The organism is uncultured Bacteroides sp., from assembly GCF_958445495.1.
In the GTDB taxonomy this organism is placed as follows: domain Bacteria; phylum Bacteroidota; class Bacteroidia; order Bacteroidales; family Bacteroidaceae; genus Bacteroides.
On sequence record NZ_CAUCSQ010000026.1, the window covers coordinates 39,376 to 56,841 of the forward strand.

Genomic DNA, 17,466 nt, shown 5'->3' on the forward strand with positions numbered 1-17,466 from the left:
TCTCTGCGTCCTCTGTGGGGAAATATAATTAATCGTTCAACATCATAGGCATCAGCAACATCAACAAATCTTCATTTTCCTCTTGTTCCACCGGGATGATTACACCGGCGCGTGAAGGGTCTGCAAGCTCTATGACAACTTCATCCGCCGAAATATTGTTCAGGATGTCGATAAGGAATGTAGATTTAAAGCCGATGCTCATCGCCGTACCTGAATACTGGCAGACTTGCGTTTCTTCGGCGGAAGTGGAAAAATCGATATCCTGCGCGGAAACCACAATCTGGTTCTCCTGCATGCGGAGTTTAATCAAACTGCTCGCCTGTGACGAAAAAATAGATACACGGCGCAAAGCTCCCAGTAATTGCAGGCGGTCCACCGTCACCTTATGCGGATTATTCTGCGGAATCACGGAATTATAATTCGGATAACGTCCTTCAATCAACCTGCAAACCATGCGATAGCCTTCAAGCATAAACACAGCGTTGCGTTCATCGAATTCAATCGTTACGGTTCCCGGTTCCTTCGGCAACAGATTTTTAAGCAAAGTCGCCGGTTTCTTCGGCAGGATAAACGCCGCACGTTCACTGCCTTTTGCAGCGAGCGTCTTACAACGTACCAGTTTGTGACCGTCCGAAGCCACCATCGTAATATCTTCAGTCGTAATATCGAAATAAATACCGTTCATCACCGGACGCAATTCATCATCGGCAGTAGCGAAAACCGAACGGTTGATTCCCCCCAGCAATACTTTCGCCTCCATCTCTACACGGACCGCATTGTCTCCCAATGTAGCGGACTGTGGAAATTCATCTGCATTCTGCCCCATCAGGCTATATTTCCCGTTCTGGTACTGCACCGTAATCTCGTAATTGTCCGCATTAATTGAAAAGGCAAGAGGCTGTTCCGGAATTTCTTTCAGTGCATCAAGCAACGTTTTCGCCGGTACGGCAAAGTGTCCATTTGCATCGCTTTCATTCACTTCCACGGTGGTAACCATTGTTGTTTCACTGTCAGACACTGTTACAGACAATGTTCCGTCTTCCAGTTCAAAGAGGAAACAATCGAGAATAGGCAGCGCATTTTTTGAATTAATCACACGGCTGATAGCCTGTAAACGGCTGGAAAGAGCAGTACTTGAAACGATAAATTTCATATATTTTCGTGTATTTAAGTTTTAAATGTTCTTATCGCACAAAGTTACGAAAAAGATTGGGGCTTCCCAATAAAACAAAAGAAAAAAACGGGCTTTGTGTAAGGGATATTACTAAAAAATTGTAACTTCGCCGCTGAATTTAAAATTATCACAATGGAATTTACAGGAAAAATCATCGCTATCCTCCAGCCCAAAGGAGGAGTCTCAAAAACTACCGGTAACGAGTGGAAAGCGCAGGAGTTCGTTATTGAGAACCATGACCAATATCCGAGAAAAATGTGCTTCGAAGTATTCGGAGCGGAAAAAATCGATCAGTTCAATATCCAGATGGGCGAAGAGTTGACCGTTTCATTCGATATCGATGCCAATCCGTGGCAGGACCGTTGGTTCAACCGGATTCGTGCATGGAAAGTCGAACGTGTAGGCGCAAATGCCCCAATGGCTCCGGGTTCTCCCGTTCCTCCCCCGCCCCCTACCGCTATTCCGGAATTCACTCCGGGCGACGCTAAAGACGATTTGCCTTTTTAAGGTAAAAACTCCCGGTTTAAGAGGTACATATAAAAAACTCCCGGCAAAGACTGATTTTTGCCGGGAGTTTTTTATTCCGCCTGATATTTCAAAACAAGGTTGGGATATATTACTCCGTCAGTACAAATAAACTGGACAAATAATGTGAAATTACGGAAGAAACCGGCATGATGCAAAAAGAAGTCAGGCACAAAGCGGACCAAAGTTTCCGATTGCTGAAATATCCGGTCAAAATCCGCTACCAACATAAAATGATAGGAATCGGACAAACTGTCCATCCCCGCCCGATAAGTTACCGCTCCGTCAAGTACTTCACCTTTATCCAGTTGGCGGATATAACAAAACAGGCTTTCTTCGTCCGGAGCAAACAACAAACGTTCGCCGTAAAATACGGCATAAACATCCGAAACCGGTCCTGTAAAACCCGTTAACCGCTCAAATAAGCTCGTTTGAGGCAACCGATAGACAGGATATGCCTTACCGGCAGTATATCCCAAAGAGATACGAGGCACTGTTCTCCCTTCCTCCTGTGAAACCGTATTGACAAGAGAGCGAAGCGTCCTTTCAGCCTCTTTCGCATCCGCCACAGATATACTCAAAACTGCCGCGGTTTTCCGCAACGTATCTTCATGTTGAAAAAGACAGGCAATCAAATCCTGCCCGGCATTCTCTATCAAATAACGGGACAACTCCCTATCCCGGTTCCGTATTTCATCCGTGCGGCCCGCCTTCTCTTGTCCGGGCGCACCTCCGTAAGAAAGCAAAAACGTCCAATCGGAGATTCCCTGTTTACTGAAATAAAAAGCAGTGGAAGGAAGTCTCTCTCCAGGAAATCCTTTGACAGAATCCTGCTTCCGGAGCATGTCCGCAAATGTTAGGCAAGTATCTATTTTTTCATGGCTGACTCCGGTAAGATAAATAAAATCATCCCGCAATTTCATGTCAAACTCCGTCCATCCCATCATCCCTTCCCAACGGGTATAAACCGTAGCAATCGCAGTGTTTTTTTTCAGAGCGGCCGTCTCGACAAATCCGGAATCGTCCGCTAATGATATTCCGCCCTTATACGTATCAATGACATCTTCTATCAACTTTTTCTGATAACTCAAAGCCATAAAATCCGATGTCAGGTAACATGCCAGAAAGTTACCGTCCGCCATAGGATAAATTGTTATTTTCTCTCCTCTATACTTAAAAATCTTAGGCGGATATAGCGATAAAATATACTTATTTGCAAAACGTTCAAGCAACTGCCGGTCGCTTTCTCCCAGCCTGCAATAAAGTATCTGGTTATAAATATTGTCCGGTTCATGAAAACTTATCAGCATCCGATTCATTTGTCGGCTCAACCCGTGAGGCGCGTCTTCCAGAAGAGTATAAAGACATTCTTTCAGATAAGAAAAGATTTTAGAAGCATGAAGGTATTGCCGGTTTTTACTGCACGCCAACCCGTCTATTTCCGCCACAAAATCCAACATATCATCGGTTACAAACACCGCGGAAGCAGAAGCAGGGACCAATTCGTAAAGATTGAAATCTTTTTTCCCTTCGGCAGCCGACAACTTGAAAAAAGAGTATGAAGCGAAACCTGCGCACAAAAGTACAACAGAAGAAGTGACCGCGATTTTCACTATCGTACGAAGTTTCATAATATTCGTTGTTTATCGGCTAAGCGCAAAAATAATAAATTCTACAAAGGAAACAAAACTTTTGCTAAAAATTCCGCCGATAATCAAAGATTAATTTCCAACCCATCGTATGCAAGATGAATATTTTCGGGAAAATCCTTTTCAACCCCAGCATGCAAACCCATATCATGGCTGATATGTATGAAGTAAGTCTCCTTCGCCCGAATACGCCGTGCAACCGCCAATGCCTCTTCCAAATCCTGATGTGTAGGATGAGGAGCTATCCGAAGCGCATTCACTATCAAAACATCTATTCCCGCCAATTGTTCATACGATTCTTCGGGCATAGCCAGCATATCGGTAATATACCCCATTTGCCCGATACGATACCCCAGAATCGGCAACCTCCCATGCATCACGCGCAAAGGAAGCACCTCAGTCGTATTTATAAAGAAATTTTGCCCGGCGAATATCTCCTGCAAAGGAATATCAGGTACACCGGGATAACGATGATTTACAAAACAATAAGGCATACGTGAACGCAAACCGTCCGATACATGCTTCTCCGCATAAATAGGCACGGCGCCGAAACGGCAAAACGGGCGCAAATCATCCAAACCTCCCACATGGTCGTAATGCTCGTGAGTTATAAGTACGCCATCTATCTTCTCAAAAGGAAGACGTAACGCCTGCGTCCGGAAATCAGGACCACAATCAATAAGAATCCGCGCATCCTCCGTCTCCACAATCGCTGACGTGCGCAACCGATTATCTTTCGGATCGGCCGACGTGCAAACCGGACACGTGCAACCTATCTGGGGGACTCCCGTAGATGTCCCGCTTCCTAATATTCTTATTTTCATTTCTTTCAGATAAAATTTACTTCCGGATGTATATCTATGCCGAACTTCTCGCGGACAGAAGCCCGCACGGCATCCGAGAGTGCAATAATATCGCTTCCCTTTGCTCCACCCCGGTTTACCAAGACCAACGCTTGCTTATCATGTACGGCTGCCGGTCCCAGAGATTTTCCTTTCCACCCGCACTGTTCAATCATCCACCCCGCCGGAATTTTTATCCGGCCGTCAGCCAACTCATAATAAGGCATGCACGGATATTCCTCCTGCAAAGTTTCCAGCTTTTCTTTCGAAACAACCGGGTTCATAAAGAAGCTGCCGGCATTACCCGTCACCTTCGGGTCAGGCAATTTCGCCTCACGGATATGGATGATAATTTCCCGGACAACGGACAAGGTCAACGCCGGATATTTCTCCAACTCCCGGCGAATCGTACCATAATCCAATGTATAACGTTCCTCTTTGCCAAGCCGGAAATGAACGTATGTCACAAATACCGACTTGTTATCAGGATGCTTAAAGATACTGTCACGATAAGCATATCCGCACTCTTCAACAGGATAAACATACTCCTCGCCCCGATTGTTCACTGTCTCCACAGACGTTATCAAATCCTTCACCTCAACGCCGTACGCCCCAATATTCTGCACAGCACCCGCTCCCACCTCACCGGGAATAAGTGAAAGATTCTCAGCTCCGTACCATCCATGTTCCACGCAATATGCGACAAAATCATCCCATACGACTCCTGCCCCTACCCGTAACGATACCGATTTGCCATCCTCTTCCGTCACTTCAATCCCTTTGATACGGGAATGCAATATCACTCCCTCGTAATCTCCGGTAAACAACAGATTACTTCCCGCACCAATATGCAGAAAAGGGGATGTCACGGCGCCTTGCGAAATCAGCATCTTCAATTCTTCCACCGAAGCATACTCCAAAAAGCGGGCAGCGCTGACATCAATACCGAAAGTATTATAAGATAACAGAGAATACATATCAAAATAATTATGAATTATGAACCATGTCAAATAACCATCACTTCGAAGACTACCGTTAGATACTTACATCCTCAAATTTATACAATTCCCACTCGCCAGCCTTCCGACGGAAATAAAGGATATTGGAAAATCCATTCCCGATACCTTTCAATGCAAGTATCTTTGTCGGCGAATTATCATTATTCCGTTGCCCATAATTAATATTTGAAAGACGGTCGGCAGGCAATTCCGGCTTGAACGCGAACCATTGATTCAAATCGAGAGTCGTCTCCAATACCGAAAAGTCATCGTCAGGGTCTGTAGTAATAAAAGCCAACGGTTCCCGTACACGTTGACTTTGAAAAAGGCTGTCGGCAGCAAAATGACTGAAAAATTCTATAAAATCCTCATTTTTATCCCGCTCGACGGGACGCAGATTAATAGCCTCCAATATCCACGCCCCCTTAATACGCTCAAAATAATACTTTTTCATCATCCGTGTCTTCATGAATATCCATTCCACTTGCACGGAAGTGAGGGAAGTATCCCCCACTAAATCCATATCCTCCTCTTTATCAAACAAGAGCGTATAATAACGCTGTTTAGTAAACAAATCGTCATGCTTCCAATGGCATTCTTCGATATTCGATTTTTCATTGCCTTTATAATAAGGCAACGGAAACTTCACACGTTGACGCTGCAGGACATCATCGGAAGCAAAATTATAGATAAAATCGTCGAAAGATTCGTCAGCCTGTGTAGGCTTCGGCTCTTCCGGCAATTTTTTTTCGTGGATGGAATCGGTTTTATACCGGATAGAATCCACTTCTTGAGTAATAGATGCGAAAGGGTCAATCTTTGCTTTTTTGTTGCTACAAGAGCCCAATATACCAAGCAGCATGACCCCTGCAATAATTTTTTTCATTATTTCAATTTCTCTCTTAACTTTTCAAGCATATCCGTCGTCATGCTCTCTAAATCATAGACAGGCTTCCATCCCCACTCTTCGCGGGCGCAAGTGTCGTCCAGGCTGTCCGGCCAACTGTCGGCAATACGTTGTTTTAAAGGGTCGATATCATAAACCATCTGGAAATCAGGAACCTGTTTCTTTATGGCCTGGAAAATCGTTTCCGGCCCGAAACTCATAGAAGCGATATTGAAAGCATTGCGGTGTATCAACTTTGCCGGGTCAGCTTCCATCAGCATAATCGCCGCATTCAGCGCGTCCGGCATATACATCATGTCCATCAAAGTACCCTCCTTGATAGGACAGACAAATTTTTCACCTTTTACAGCCGAATAATAAATGTCAACGGCGTAATCCGTCGTCCCCCCTCCCGGAGGAGTCACATTCGAGATAATACCCGGAAAACGGACAGCACGGGTGTCGACACCGTATTTATTGAAGTAATAGTCGCTCAACAATTCCGTTGTCACCTTCGTAACCCCATACATCGTACGCGGACGCTGGATGGTATCCTGCGGCGTTTTCGTATGAGGCGTACTTGCCCCGAACGAGCCGATAGAACTGGGAGTGAATACGGCGCACTTCTGCTCGCGCGCCACTTCCAACACATTCCATAATCCGTCGATACCTATCTTCCAGGCCAATTTAGGTTTTGATTCAGCCACCACCGAAAGCAAAGCAGCCAAGTTGTATATCGTATCAATATGGTATTCTTTTACCACAGACGCAATCATTTCACCATCAGTCACATCAACAATAGCCGATGGTCCCGATTCTTTCAACTCTCCCTTAGGTTCTGCTCCCGGGATATAACCTACCACTACGTTTGTGTTACCATAACGTTTACGCAGCTCCATCGCTAACTCGGAACCAATCTGTCCTGTGGCTCCAATAATCAAAATGTGTTCCATTTTCCTTGTACTTAAAATTATTAAGCTAAATTTGTACGCAAAGTAAGCACTTTTTTTTCAGATTTTTGCCAAAAAGACATTGATATTCCAAGAAAAATTGTGTCCTTTGTAATCTAACTTAATCACTCAGACACTATGTACGGTAAAATGCAAGAATTCCTCAGCCAGACATTGGCTGAAATCAGAGAAGCCGGGCTTTATAAAGAAGAACGACTAATCGAAAGTGCGCAGCAAGCTGCCATCACTGTAAAAGGTAAAGAAGTATTAAACTTCTGCGCTAACAACTACTTAGGGTTGTCCAATCATCCCCGGTTAATAAAAGCCTCCCAGAAAATGATGGAGCGCCGCGGATACGGTATGTCGTCAGTCCGCTTTATCTGCGGCACGCAAGACATACACAAAGAACTGGAGGCTGCCATTTCCGAGTATTTCCAAACGGAAGACACCATTTTGTACGCGGCTTGCTTTGATGCGAACGGCGGTGTATTCGAACCTCTTTTCACAGATGAAGACGCCATTATCTCGGATTCTTTGAACCACGCTTCCATTATTGACGGCGTGCGCCTCTGTAAAGCGAAACGTTACCGCTATGCCAATGCCGACATGGAAGAGCTGGAAAAATGCCTGCAGGAAGCGCAAGCCCAACGTTTCCGTATCATCGTTACGGACGGAGTATTCTCCATGGACGGCAATGTAGCGCCTATGGACCGGATTTGCGAACTAGCCGAAAAATATGACGCTTTAGTCATGGTAGACGAATCCCATTCCGCCGGTGTGGTAGGAGCCACAGGACACGGTGTAAGCGAATTATACAAAACCCACGGACGTGTGGACATCTACACAGGTACATTGGGAAAAGCGTTTGGAGGAGCTTTAGGAGGATTCACCACCGGACGCAAAGAGATTATCGACCTATTACGCCAACGCAGCCGCCCGTATCTGTTCTCCAACTCATTGGCTCCGGGTATCATCGGTGCGAGCCTTGAGGTTTTCAAGATGCTGAAAGAAAGCAATGCGCTGCATGACAAACTGGTGGAAAACGTAAATTACTTCCGCGACAAAATGACTGCTGCCGGATTTGACATAAAACCGACCCAAAGTGCAATCTGCGCCGTCATGCTGTATGATGCCAAACTGTCTCAGATATATGCCTCACGCATGCAGGAAGAAGGTATCTACGTAACAGGATTCTATTATCCGGTTGTCCCGAAAGGCCAGGCGCGCATCCGTGTGCAAATTTCCGCCGGACACGAAAAAGAACATCTCGATAAATGTATCACAGCCTTTATCAAAGTGGGAAAAGAGCTCGGTGTACTGAAATAACAGACTATAAATGATGGGTAGCAAGTAAAAAACAGACTGTTTCTATCTTACTTCCTACCCATCATCCCATTCAAAACAAGACACTCATCAGATTCATCATCCGCCCATTAAGATTTACCATTCATCCCCTGCATTATTATGGAAGAACTTACACTCACTACCCCCGCATTATTATTTTCCGCCGTATCCCTAATACTGCTGGCCTATACCAACCGTTTTCTGTCATACGCCCAACTGGTACGTCAACTGCGTGACCGTTACATGGAAAAACCTTCGGATATTACCGTGGCACAGATTGAAAATTTACGGAAACGATTGAACCTGACACGTACCATGCAAGGATTAGGTATTGCCAGCCTGTTTTTATGTGTAGTGAGCATGTTCCTTATCTACATCGGACTGCAATTATTGTCCGCGTATGTATTCGGGGTAGCTTTAATCCTGTTAATCGCATCTCTGGGTGTATCTTTCCGCGAAATACAGATTTCGACCCGCTCATTGGAGATTTATTTAGGAACTATGGAGAAAGGAAAGAGAAAAAAAGAAGAGGCTCTACCCAAATGAGAAATCCGCCTATCGCTTTATTTATCCGGAAACCTGTCATTCTTATCGTATAACCGAGAGGGAAAAAACTCTCCTTTTCAATAACAGAAAACCAAAACGGGATATCCACCGAATATCCCCGGTAAAGCGCAGCAGCAGTTTTATTTCGGTACAGCCTCGTATGAATCTTTAGCTTTGTACAACTATGCCATTAACGTTGTCCCATTTGTGAGTCAAGAAAGAATACGCCGGCATCACCCGCCTTTTTAACCTTATCGACGATTCCTTGAGCCGTAGCTTCTTCTTCCACCTGTTCACGAACGAATCCCCACAAAAAGTCCTGAGTAGCCTTATCTTTTTCAGCGGCAGCCACATCGACCAATTTATCCACTAAAGAAGAAACATGGCATTCGTGCTTGTACACATGTTCAAACACCTCCAATGGACTGCCCCACCCGTTAGGTACGACATCAATTTTATCAACAACCGCAGTTCCGCCACGTTTAATAATATAATCAGCCATCGCATAAGCATGTTCCAGTTCTTCCTGCGACTGTTTTTTCATCCAATGTGCAAAACCGCTGAATCCTTCTTTCTCAAAATAGAAAGACATAGCCAAATACAAATTAGAAGACCACATTTCAGCCGTGATCTGCTCATTGATTGCCTTTTGTAATTTTTCTGAAATCATAATCTTATTTTTATAAAGTTGTTAATGCAGTTCCTTTTTGAACTCATTACAAAAGTAATGAGATTTCAATAAAGATTGTTCCACGTAGTTCGCTTTTTTAAACTACATTCACATTTTATTTACACCAGCTCATCCGCAACATACCCCTTCGGCAACTCGCGGCAATTATAACCGGATGCCATAATCTCGCCGTAAGCTCCGGCCGAACGGAGAGCAATCAAATCGCCCCGTTTCACCCTGTTCAAATCAATCGCTTTTCCGAAAACATCCGACGATTCACAAATCGGTCCCACCACATCATACGTCTCCGTCGGCTCTTCCGATGTGATATTCTCCATCTTATGATAAGCCTGATACAAGGCCGGACGAATCAAATCCGTCATGCCGGCGTCAAGAATAGCAAACTTCTTCTTCGTTCCCTGTTTCACATACAGCACCTTGCTGATTAACGAGCCGCACTGACCGACAACAGAACGGCCCAGCTCAAAATGCAATGTCTGATAAGGACGCAACTTCAATTGCCCGGCATAAGTAGCAAAATAACTTTTAAAATCCGGAATAGCCTGACGGTCGGGATGCCCGTAATCAATTCCCAGGCCACCGCCGACATTTATGTGTTCCACCAAAATATGACGCGCCTCCAGCTTATCCTGCAATTCATTGACCCGATTACAAAGCGCCACAAAATCGCCCATATCCAAGATTTGAGAGCCAATGTGGAAATGAAGCCCCATGAACTTTACATTTTTCATTTCCAACGCCACATCTATCACCTGTTCCATATCCTGCATACTGATTCCGAATTTATTTTCAGCCAGACCGGTAGTAATATTCGCGTGAGTATGCGCACCGACATCCGGGTTAATACGGAAAGCCACATTAGCAACTTTATTCTGGGCGGCAGCCAATCCGTTAATCACCTCCAACTCCGGAACAGACTCTACATTAAAACAAAAAATGCCGTATTCCAATCCCAGATTGATTTCCCAGTCAGCCTTTCCCACTCCGGCAAAAACAATCTTATTCGCCGGAAATCCAGCACGAATGGCAGCACGTATTTCTCCACCGCTCACACAATCGGCCCCCATTCCGCTTTCACGGATAATAGCCAACACCTTAGGATTGGCGTTCGCTTTCACAGCATAATGTACGGAATAACCGGAATATTTGGCAACCTCCAGATTAATAGCCGACAATGTATCACGCAACACCTTCGTGTCATAATAATAAAAAGGCGTCTGCAATGCACGGAATTTATCAATTGGAAACATTCCCTTCATCATTCAAAAAACTTGTTTAGTTAATTTAGAAAAGAGGCTGTATCTTTTTGCAATGCCCCCTAAAAGCCCGTTACGGACTTTCGGGGAGCGCTCCATCTTGATACAGCCCCAATATTATTTATTTTCAGTATTATCGGTTATTGAAAAGCATATCGCTCAATGACTGCAACGCAGCTTTCTTATCGCATTCCCGGATAAGGAAAGAAATATTATAATTACTTCCGCCAAATGAAATCATCCGCACCGGTATATCACGCATAGCATCCAACGCTTTCGCTTCAAAACCCACATTTTCCCATTCCAAGTCACCTACCACACAGATGATGCACATCTCCTTATCAACAGTCACCGTACCGTATTTCTTCAAGTCGTCCAGTATCTCATTCAAGTGTTTCGTATTGTCTATCGTCACGGAAACACCCACCTCCGAAGTACAAATCATATCAATGGAAGTCTGGTAACTCTCAAAAATTTCGAATACCTTACGCAAAAAGCCGTGGGCAAGCAACATACGGCTGGACTTGATTTTAATCGCCGTAATATTATCCTTTGCCGCCACCGCCTTAATCTTTCCCTTCTCCGTATCATTAGAAATCAATGTACCGGGTGCAAGCGGGTCCATCGTATTCAGCAAACGTACAGGAATATTGGCGTATTTAGCTGGCTGAACACAAGTAGGATGTAAGATTTTGGCGCCGAAGTAAGCCAACTCCGCAGCTTCCTCAAAATGCAACTGACGAACCGGAGCAGTCTTGTCCACAATGCGCGGATCATTATTATGCATGCCGTCAATATCCGTCCATATCTGTATTTCAGAAGCATTTACGGCAGCCCCAATCAAAGATGCGGTATAATCGCTGCCCCCACGCTGCAGATTATCAATTTCCCCATAGGCATTGCGGCAAATAAAACCCTGAGTAATATAAATCTCCGCATCCGGATAAAGGTCAAGTTGCGCCTGCAATTTTTCCTTGATATATACCGGGTCCGGTTCCGCATTTTTATCAGTACGCATGAACTCCAAAGCCGGAAGCAATACGGACTTCACACCACATTCCTGTAAGTAGAAGTTTACCATAGCTGTAGAAATAAGCTCTCCCTGTGCCAAGACCACCTTCTCTTCAAACAAGGTGAAAAGGTCTTTAGTATAGGAACGGATGTAGTCGAAATGAGACTTGATGACTTCCAGGCCTTTCTGTTTGTATTCCTGAGTTGCGTAAAGTTCATCAACATGCTGTTTATATTTAGCCTCCAGCTTATTGATAATCTCGTTGGCACCCTCCGGATTTTTCTTATACAGATAATCCGAAATTTCCACCAATGTATTTGTCGTACCTGACATAGCAGAAAGGACAACAATCTTCCGCTCACCATCGGTAATCAATTTGGCTACTTCCTTCATCCGCTGAGCAGAACCTACAGAAGTTCCTCCAAACTTTAAAACTTTCATCTTCGTTACTGTTTTAGTTATCTATATTTAAATCTATTTCTATTGTTCTCTGTCCCGGCATGTATTCGGCGGTCACATCTTCTATCTGATGTCCGGCACAACGGTAAACCCGACCGGGATATTCCTTCAACAACTGCAAATTATGCGTCGTCATCATTACGGACGAACCGTTCCTACAAATATTGTGCAACAGTTCCACGATGGACCTTCCCGTATCCACATCAAGATTTCCCGTAGGTTCATCCGCCAAAATGATAGCCGGAGAATTCAATACGGCACGCGCAATCACAATGCGTTGCTGTTCACCTCCGGAAAGCTCGTTAGGAATCTTATACCCTTTATTGGACATCCCCACCAAATCGAGCACCTCCTCAATACGTTCCTTAATCTCCCGCCGGTCTTTCCAACCCGTGGCGCGAAGAACGAATTCCAGGTTATTATATACCGTCCGGTCCGTCAGCAATTGGAAGTCCTGAAATACAATGCCTAATTTCCGCCGTAGTTGAGGAATATGCTTACGTTTGATGGAACGCATGTCATACCCCAACACCCTAGCCTCACCGGCAACCACATCCAGCTCGCCGTATAAAGTTTTAAGAAGACTCGTTTTTCCGGAACCAACCTTTCCTATCAGATAAACGAACTCCCCTTTATGCAGCTCCAGATTTACATCACTCAATACACAGAGTTCCTGTTGATGGATTTCTACATTCCTATATTGAATCAATGTTTCTTCCATGTACTGCTATGCCTTTCCTGCAATTCACGCGCAAGATCTTCAATGCGGTAACCTTTTGAAGTCAACAACACAATCATGTGATAAATCAAATCGGCTCCTTCATAAATCAAACGTTCATCCGTACCGTTTGTCGCCTCGATTACGGTTTCCACCGCTTCCTCACCGACCTTCTGCGCCATTTTATTGATTCCAGACTCAAACAAACTGGTTGTGTAAGAACCCTCAGGCATCTCCTCATGGCGTTTATCGATAAAATCCTGCAAAACTTTCAGGAACATTACCGGCTCCTCATTTTTTTCACCCCAGCAAGTATCCGTACCCGTATGGCAAACCGGACCTGCAGGATTCACCTGTATCAACAACGTGTCCTTGTCGCAATCCGCCTTGATGGAAACCACATGAAGAAAATTACCGCTCTCTTCTCCCTTCGTCCAAAGACGGTTCTTTGTACGGCTAAAGAAAGTAACCTTTCCGGTTTCCACCGTTTTATCATAAGCTTCCTTATTCATAAAACCCAGCATCAAGACTTTACGTGTCTCGTTATCTTGTATGACAGCCGGAACAAGCCCGTTCATTTTATCGAAATCCAATTCCATTTTATTCTCAATATCTTAAATTTACTATTTACAAATTATATGCCATTCATCATACGAATCCCCACAAATGACGCACCGGCTACCTCACAGAGATTCCTTCGCTGCAAAGATACGATTTTAATTCGGGAATTTTAATTTCTCCGAAATGAAAAACACTGGCAGCCAATGCAGCATCCGCTTTTCCCTGAAGAAAAACATCACGGAAATGTTCCTTACACCCCGCTCCTCCCGAAGCGATGACAGGGATAGAAAGCCGGTCTGCCAAGACGGCAAGTGCTTCATTGGCATATCCGGACTTCACGCCATCGTGATTCATACTTGTAAAAAGCACCTCGCCTGCCCCGCGTTCCTGCGCCTCTTTCGTCCACGAAAACAAATCCTTATCGGTCTCAATACGTCCTCCATTCAGATAACATCTCCATCCCTTTTCCGTCCACTTCGCATCCACCGCCAGAACACAAACCTGAGAGCCGAAATTCTTGGCAATCCCGTCGATTAACAGAGGATTACGAATTGCAGAAGAATTAATCGAAATCTTATCCGCCCCGGCATTCAGCAAACGGTCTACATCACTCAATTCATTAATCCCGCCACCGACAGTAAACGGGATATTTATATTAGCAGCGATTCTTTTCACCAATTCCGTAAAAGTCTTACGCCCTTCATGGCTGGCAGTAATGTCCAGGAAAACAAGCTCATCGGCCCCCTGTTCGCTGTAAGCCCGTCCTAACTCAACCGGATCGCCCGCCTGGCGTAAATTAACGAAATTCGTTCCCTTAACTGTCTGTCCGTCTTTTATATCCAGACAAGGCACTATTCTTTTTGCTAACACAATCCTATTTTTTATTTACTGTTTGACAATTGATAACCGATAAATCGAAAAAAGGGGGAAAAACTCCCCACCCTTTCATTATAACAAAACCTTTATTTCATTTTGGCATGCTAATCATGCCTAATCATAAAAAACTTCTCAAATCCCTTAAAGTGATATGTCCTTCATACAATGCCTTTCCGAAAATTACCCCAGGAACCCCCGCTTCATTCAGAGCGACAATGTCATCCACACTACTTACCCCACCGCTGGCTATCAGATAAAGACCGGGAAACCTCTCCAATATCTCTTTATACAGAGCCACGGAAGGACCTTTCAACATTCCGTCACAACTGATATCCGTACAAATCACTTTCTTAATCCCCTTCTCCGCATAACCTTCAAGAAACGGGAAAAGTTCACAGGCACTTTCATCCTTCCAACCGTTAACGGCTATTCTACGTTCTTTCACATCCGCCCCTAAAATAATTCTCTCATTTCCGTACATTTCCAACCAACGGCAAAACAGAGCAGGCTCCTTTACAGCAATACTTCCCCCTGTTACCATCTGCGCACCACTCTCAAAAGCGATTCTCAAGTCCTCGTCACTTTTCACTCCGCCACCGAAATCCACCGCTAAAGAAGTATGCGCCGTTATCTGTTCCAACACCCGGTAATTAACCACATGATGAGAAGCCGCCCCGTCCAAATCCACGACATGAAGCCTGCGAACACCATTCGCCTCAAATTCCCTGGCAACCTCCACCGGATTTTCATTATACACTTTCTTACTGTCATAATCTCCCTGGGAAAGGCGCACGCACTTCCCATCAATAATATCTATGGCCGGAATAATCTCTATCATCAAATTATCTACGTTTTGACAAATTACAACTTCTTTTCATTACCGGGGCTTTCAATATTCCACTCCCCCATTTCTCCAGGGAAAGAAACCATCAGCCGCCAGACAAAATTACTATCTTCCCTTTCAGGTCAATATACGATACATCTTAAAGAACGAAAACGTGTTTTTATTGCAAACACCCATCCCTTAATTAAAGAGCCAGAAAGTTCTTCAAAATCCTTTCCCCCGTTTTACCACTCTTTTCCGGATGAAACTGGGTCGCATAAAAATTATCTTTATGCAAGGCCGAGCTAAACGGATGGATATAATCAGTTTCAGCAGCCATAAAGTCGCAAACCGGCACATAAAAGCTATGTACGAAATAGACAAACTCCTCTCCGGCAAATCCCTTAAACAACCCGCTGTTCGTCTTCCCGATAGTATTCCAACCCATGTGCGGAACCTTGTCCTCATGCTTTTGCGGCAAGAAACGCTTCACGTCCACATCAAAGATATTCAAGCAGTCAACCTCTCCTTCTTCAGAATGCCGGCACATCAACTGCATGCCCAGACAAATCCCCAGCACCGGCTGCCGTAAGTTTCTCACCAACTCATCCAGCCCTGTCGCCTTCAAATGCTTCATAGTCGTTTCCGCCTCCCCCACTCCGGGAAAGATAACCTTATCTGCAGATTGAATAGTTTCCTTATCAGCAGTAATTACCGCCTCCACTCCCAACCGTTTTAAAGCATAGTCCACAGAACGGATGTTTCCGGCATTGTATTTTACAACCGCTACTTTCATCAACTAAATATTACAGTTTTATTTTTATAAGCTAAAATTTTACGTTCGATGTGTTTCTGTACCGCACGTGAAAGAACTATTTTTTCCAAATCCTTTCCTTTATTCACAAGTTCCTCTATAGAATCCTTATGTGTTATACGTACCACATCCTGTTCGATAATCGGCCCGGCGTCCAATTCCGTCGTTACATAATGGCTGGTAGCGCCGATAATCTTCACCCCCCTCTGGAAGGCGGCATGATAAGGTTTGGCCCCTACAAATGCCGGAAGGAAAGAATGATGAATATTAATAATCTTATTCGGATAAGCGTTAATCATCTGTTCGGAAATCACCTGCATATAGCGCGCTAAAACGATAAATGTAATTTTATGTTTAGCCAGCAATTCCATTTCCTTACGTTCCTGTTCTTCCTTTGTCTCCTTTGTAATAGGGAACAAATAAAAAGGAATGCCGAAACGTTCGGCCACGTGTTGCAAATCCGGATGATTACTTATAATAAGAGGAATTTCCACATTCCATTCTCCTGCCGTATAACGAGCCAGCATATCAAAAAGGCAATGAGACAGTTTAGAGACGAAAATAGCCATTCTCGGTTTCACGTCCGAAAAATAAAGACGAAAATCCATCTCATATTTTTGCGCGTACAATGTCCTGAAATAATCCTCAATCTTTTCCTGAGGGACCAAAAAATCTTTCAATTCCCATTCTATACGCATAAAGAATATATTCTCACTATGGTCTACATATTGGTCCAGATAAATTATATTCCCTTTGTTTACCGTAATAAAATCTGTCACTTCCGCAAGAATTCCCGGTTTATCGGGACAATGCAATAACAGTTTGGCTGTAGTCATCATTCTTTTTTACTAATTAACAATTCCGGGCAGAAAATATTCCACCTCTCCAATTTTAGAGCGCAAAAATAACGATTTATTGCAAAATTACGAATTTTTCAAGCAGAAAGTTGATATAAAAACGTTGATTTCTAACAGATAGAAAGATATCAAGATAGATATCTTATGAAAAGAAGGACATTCCCCAAAACGGTATCATCCTATCCTCTCCGTTCAATCGCATGACAACCCGTTTCCCTATCCAAGGCCATCATCCCCAAGACAAAAGAGCGCCACCATCCTTTTCAATAAAAAACAATATTTTTTTCATTACAAAAAACACTCAAAATGAGACACTAAGCATTTTTCTCATTTTCTACCGGAAAAAAGTTTTCTTAAAACGTTTGCAGATTTACAAAAAACAACTACCTTTGCACCCGCAATCGAGAGAGATGCAGATTAACAAAATGAAATTTTGGTGCGTTAGTTCAGTTGGTTAGAATACATGCCTGTCACGCATGGGGTCA

Annotated in this window: 18 protein-coding genes; 3 read left to right on the forward strand and 15 right to left on the reverse strand. The window is 44.1% G+C overall.

The window, feature by feature from the left end:
* Positions 1-28 precede the first annotated feature (28 nt).
* Positions 29-1,153 (reverse strand): DNA polymerase III subunit beta, encoded by a 1,125-nt coding sequence (gene dnaN, locus Q5076_RS10525; RefSeq protein WP_303013022.1) that lies wholly within the window; start codon positions 1,151-1,153, stop codon positions 29-31.
* Between the two features lie 153 nt (positions 1,154-1,306).
* Between dnaN and Q5076_RS10530 the strand changes: the two genes are divergently transcribed.
* Positions 1,307-1,681, forward strand: a complete 375-nt coding sequence (locus tag Q5076_RS10530) for a DUF3127 domain-containing protein (RefSeq protein ID WP_303013023.1) — start codon at positions 1,307-1,309, stop codon at positions 1,679-1,681.
* 71 nt (positions 1,682-1,752) lie between these two features.
* Here the strand turns inward: Q5076_RS10530 and Q5076_RS10535 are convergent, their stop codons facing one another.
* From Q5076_RS10535 to Q5076_RS10555, 5 genes are all read right to left on the reverse strand, one after another.
* The gene (locus Q5076_RS10535) at positions 1,753-3,330 is read right to left on the reverse strand and encodes a DUF3352 domain-containing protein (protein ID WP_303013024.1); all 1,578 of its coding nucleotides are present in this window, start codon (positions 3,328-3,330) and stop codon (positions 1,753-1,755) included.
* An 83-nt stretch (positions 3,331-3,413) separates the two neighbouring features.
* Positions 3,414-4,172, reverse strand: a complete 759-nt coding sequence (locus Q5076_RS10540; protein ID WP_303013026.1) for an MBL fold metallo-hydrolase — start codon at positions 4,170-4,172, stop codon at positions 3,414-3,416.
* Positions 4,173-4,177: 5 nt separating this feature from the next.
* A complete protein-coding gene (gene murB, locus Q5076_RS10545) occupies positions 4,178-5,167 on the reverse strand; it encodes a UDP-N-acetylmuramate dehydrogenase (RefSeq protein WP_303013027.1) in 990 nt (329 codons plus the stop codon).
* A 58-nt stretch (positions 5,168-5,225) separates the two neighbouring features.
* The gene (locus tag Q5076_RS10550) at positions 5,226-6,074 is read right to left on the reverse strand and encodes a DUF4348 domain-containing protein (protein ID WP_303013029.1); all 849 of its coding nucleotides are present in this window, start codon (positions 6,072-6,074) and stop codon (positions 5,226-5,228) included.
* Entirely contained in the window at positions 6,074-7,027 is a 954-nt protein-coding gene (locus tag Q5076_RS10555) for an NAD-dependent epimerase/dehydratase family protein (protein WP_303013031.1), read from the reverse strand. Before Q5076_RS10555 ends, Q5076_RS10550 begins: the two co-directional genes overlap by 1 nt.
* A gap of 135 nt (positions 7,028-7,162) precedes the next feature.
* Between Q5076_RS10555 and kbl the strand changes: the two genes are divergently transcribed.
* On the forward strand, positions 7,163-8,350 hold the full coding sequence (gene kbl, locus Q5076_RS10560) for a glycine C-acetyltransferase (protein ID WP_303013033.1): 1,188 nt from the start codon (positions 7,163-7,165) through the stop codon (positions 8,348-8,350).
* 138 nt (positions 8,351-8,488) lie between these two features.
* Complete coding sequence (locus Q5076_RS10565; RefSeq protein WP_303013035.1) at positions 8,489-8,914, forward strand: DUF2721 domain-containing protein; 426 nt, start codon at positions 8,489-8,491, stop codon at positions 8,912-8,914.
* A 190-nt stretch (positions 8,915-9,104) separates the two neighbouring features.
* Here the strand turns inward: Q5076_RS10565 and Q5076_RS10570 are convergent, their stop codons facing one another.
* From Q5076_RS10570 to purU, 9 genes are all read right to left on the reverse strand, one after another.
* Positions 9,105-9,584, reverse strand: a complete 480-nt coding sequence (locus tag Q5076_RS10570) for a ferritin (protein ID WP_303013036.1) — start codon at positions 9,582-9,584, stop codon at positions 9,105-9,107.
* Between the two features lie 119 nt (positions 9,585-9,703).
* A complete protein-coding gene (lysA, locus tag Q5076_RS10575) occupies positions 9,704-10,864 on the reverse strand; it encodes a diaminopimelate decarboxylase (protein WP_303013049.1) in 1,161 nt (386 codons plus the stop codon).
* A 130-nt stretch (positions 10,865-10,994) separates the two neighbouring features.
* Positions 10,995-12,314, reverse strand: a complete 1,320-nt coding sequence (locus Q5076_RS10580) for an aspartate kinase (RefSeq protein WP_303013038.1) — start codon at positions 12,312-12,314, stop codon at positions 10,995-10,997.
* A gap of 13 nt (positions 12,315-12,327) precedes the next feature.
* Positions 12,328-13,053 carry a cell division ATP-binding protein FtsE gene (locus Q5076_RS10585; protein WP_303013040.1) on the reverse strand — a complete coding sequence of 242 codons (726 nt, stop codon included), beginning with the start codon at positions 13,051-13,053 and terminating at the stop codon, positions 12,328-12,330.
* The gene (gene hisIE, locus Q5076_RS10590; protein WP_303013041.1) at positions 13,038-13,649 is read right to left on the reverse strand and encodes a bifunctional phosphoribosyl-AMP cyclohydrolase/phosphoribosyl-ATP diphosphatase HisIE; all 612 of its coding nucleotides are present in this window, start codon (positions 13,647-13,649) and stop codon (positions 13,038-13,040) included. The genes Q5076_RS10585 and hisIE overlap by 16 nt, the downstream gene beginning before the upstream one ends.
* Before the next feature lie 79 nt (positions 13,650-13,728).
* Positions 13,729-14,481, reverse strand: coding sequence for an imidazole glycerol phosphate synthase subunit HisF (gene hisF, locus Q5076_RS10595; protein WP_303013042.1), 753 nt, complete (start codon positions 14,479-14,481; stop codon positions 13,729-13,731).
* Positions 14,482-14,605: 124 nt separating this feature from the next.
* Complete coding sequence (hisA, locus tag Q5076_RS10600) at positions 14,606-15,325, reverse strand: 1-(5-phosphoribosyl)-5-[(5-phosphoribosylamino)methylideneamino]imidazole-4-carboxamide isomerase (RefSeq protein WP_303013044.1); 720 nt, start codon at positions 15,323-15,325, stop codon at positions 14,606-14,608.
* Positions 15,326-15,515: 190 nt separating this feature from the next.
* Positions 15,516-16,106: an imidazole glycerol phosphate synthase subunit HisH gene (gene hisH, locus Q5076_RS10605; RefSeq protein ID WP_303013046.1), complete on the reverse strand. Its 591-nt coding sequence runs from the start codon at positions 16,104-16,106 to the stop codon at positions 15,516-15,518.
* A complete protein-coding gene (gene purU, locus Q5076_RS10610; protein WP_303013047.1) occupies positions 16,106-16,963 on the reverse strand; it encodes a formyltetrahydrofolate deformylase in 858 nt (285 codons plus the stop codon). Before purU ends, hisH begins: the two co-directional genes overlap by 1 nt.
* Positions 16,964-17,466 lie beyond the last annotated feature (503 nt).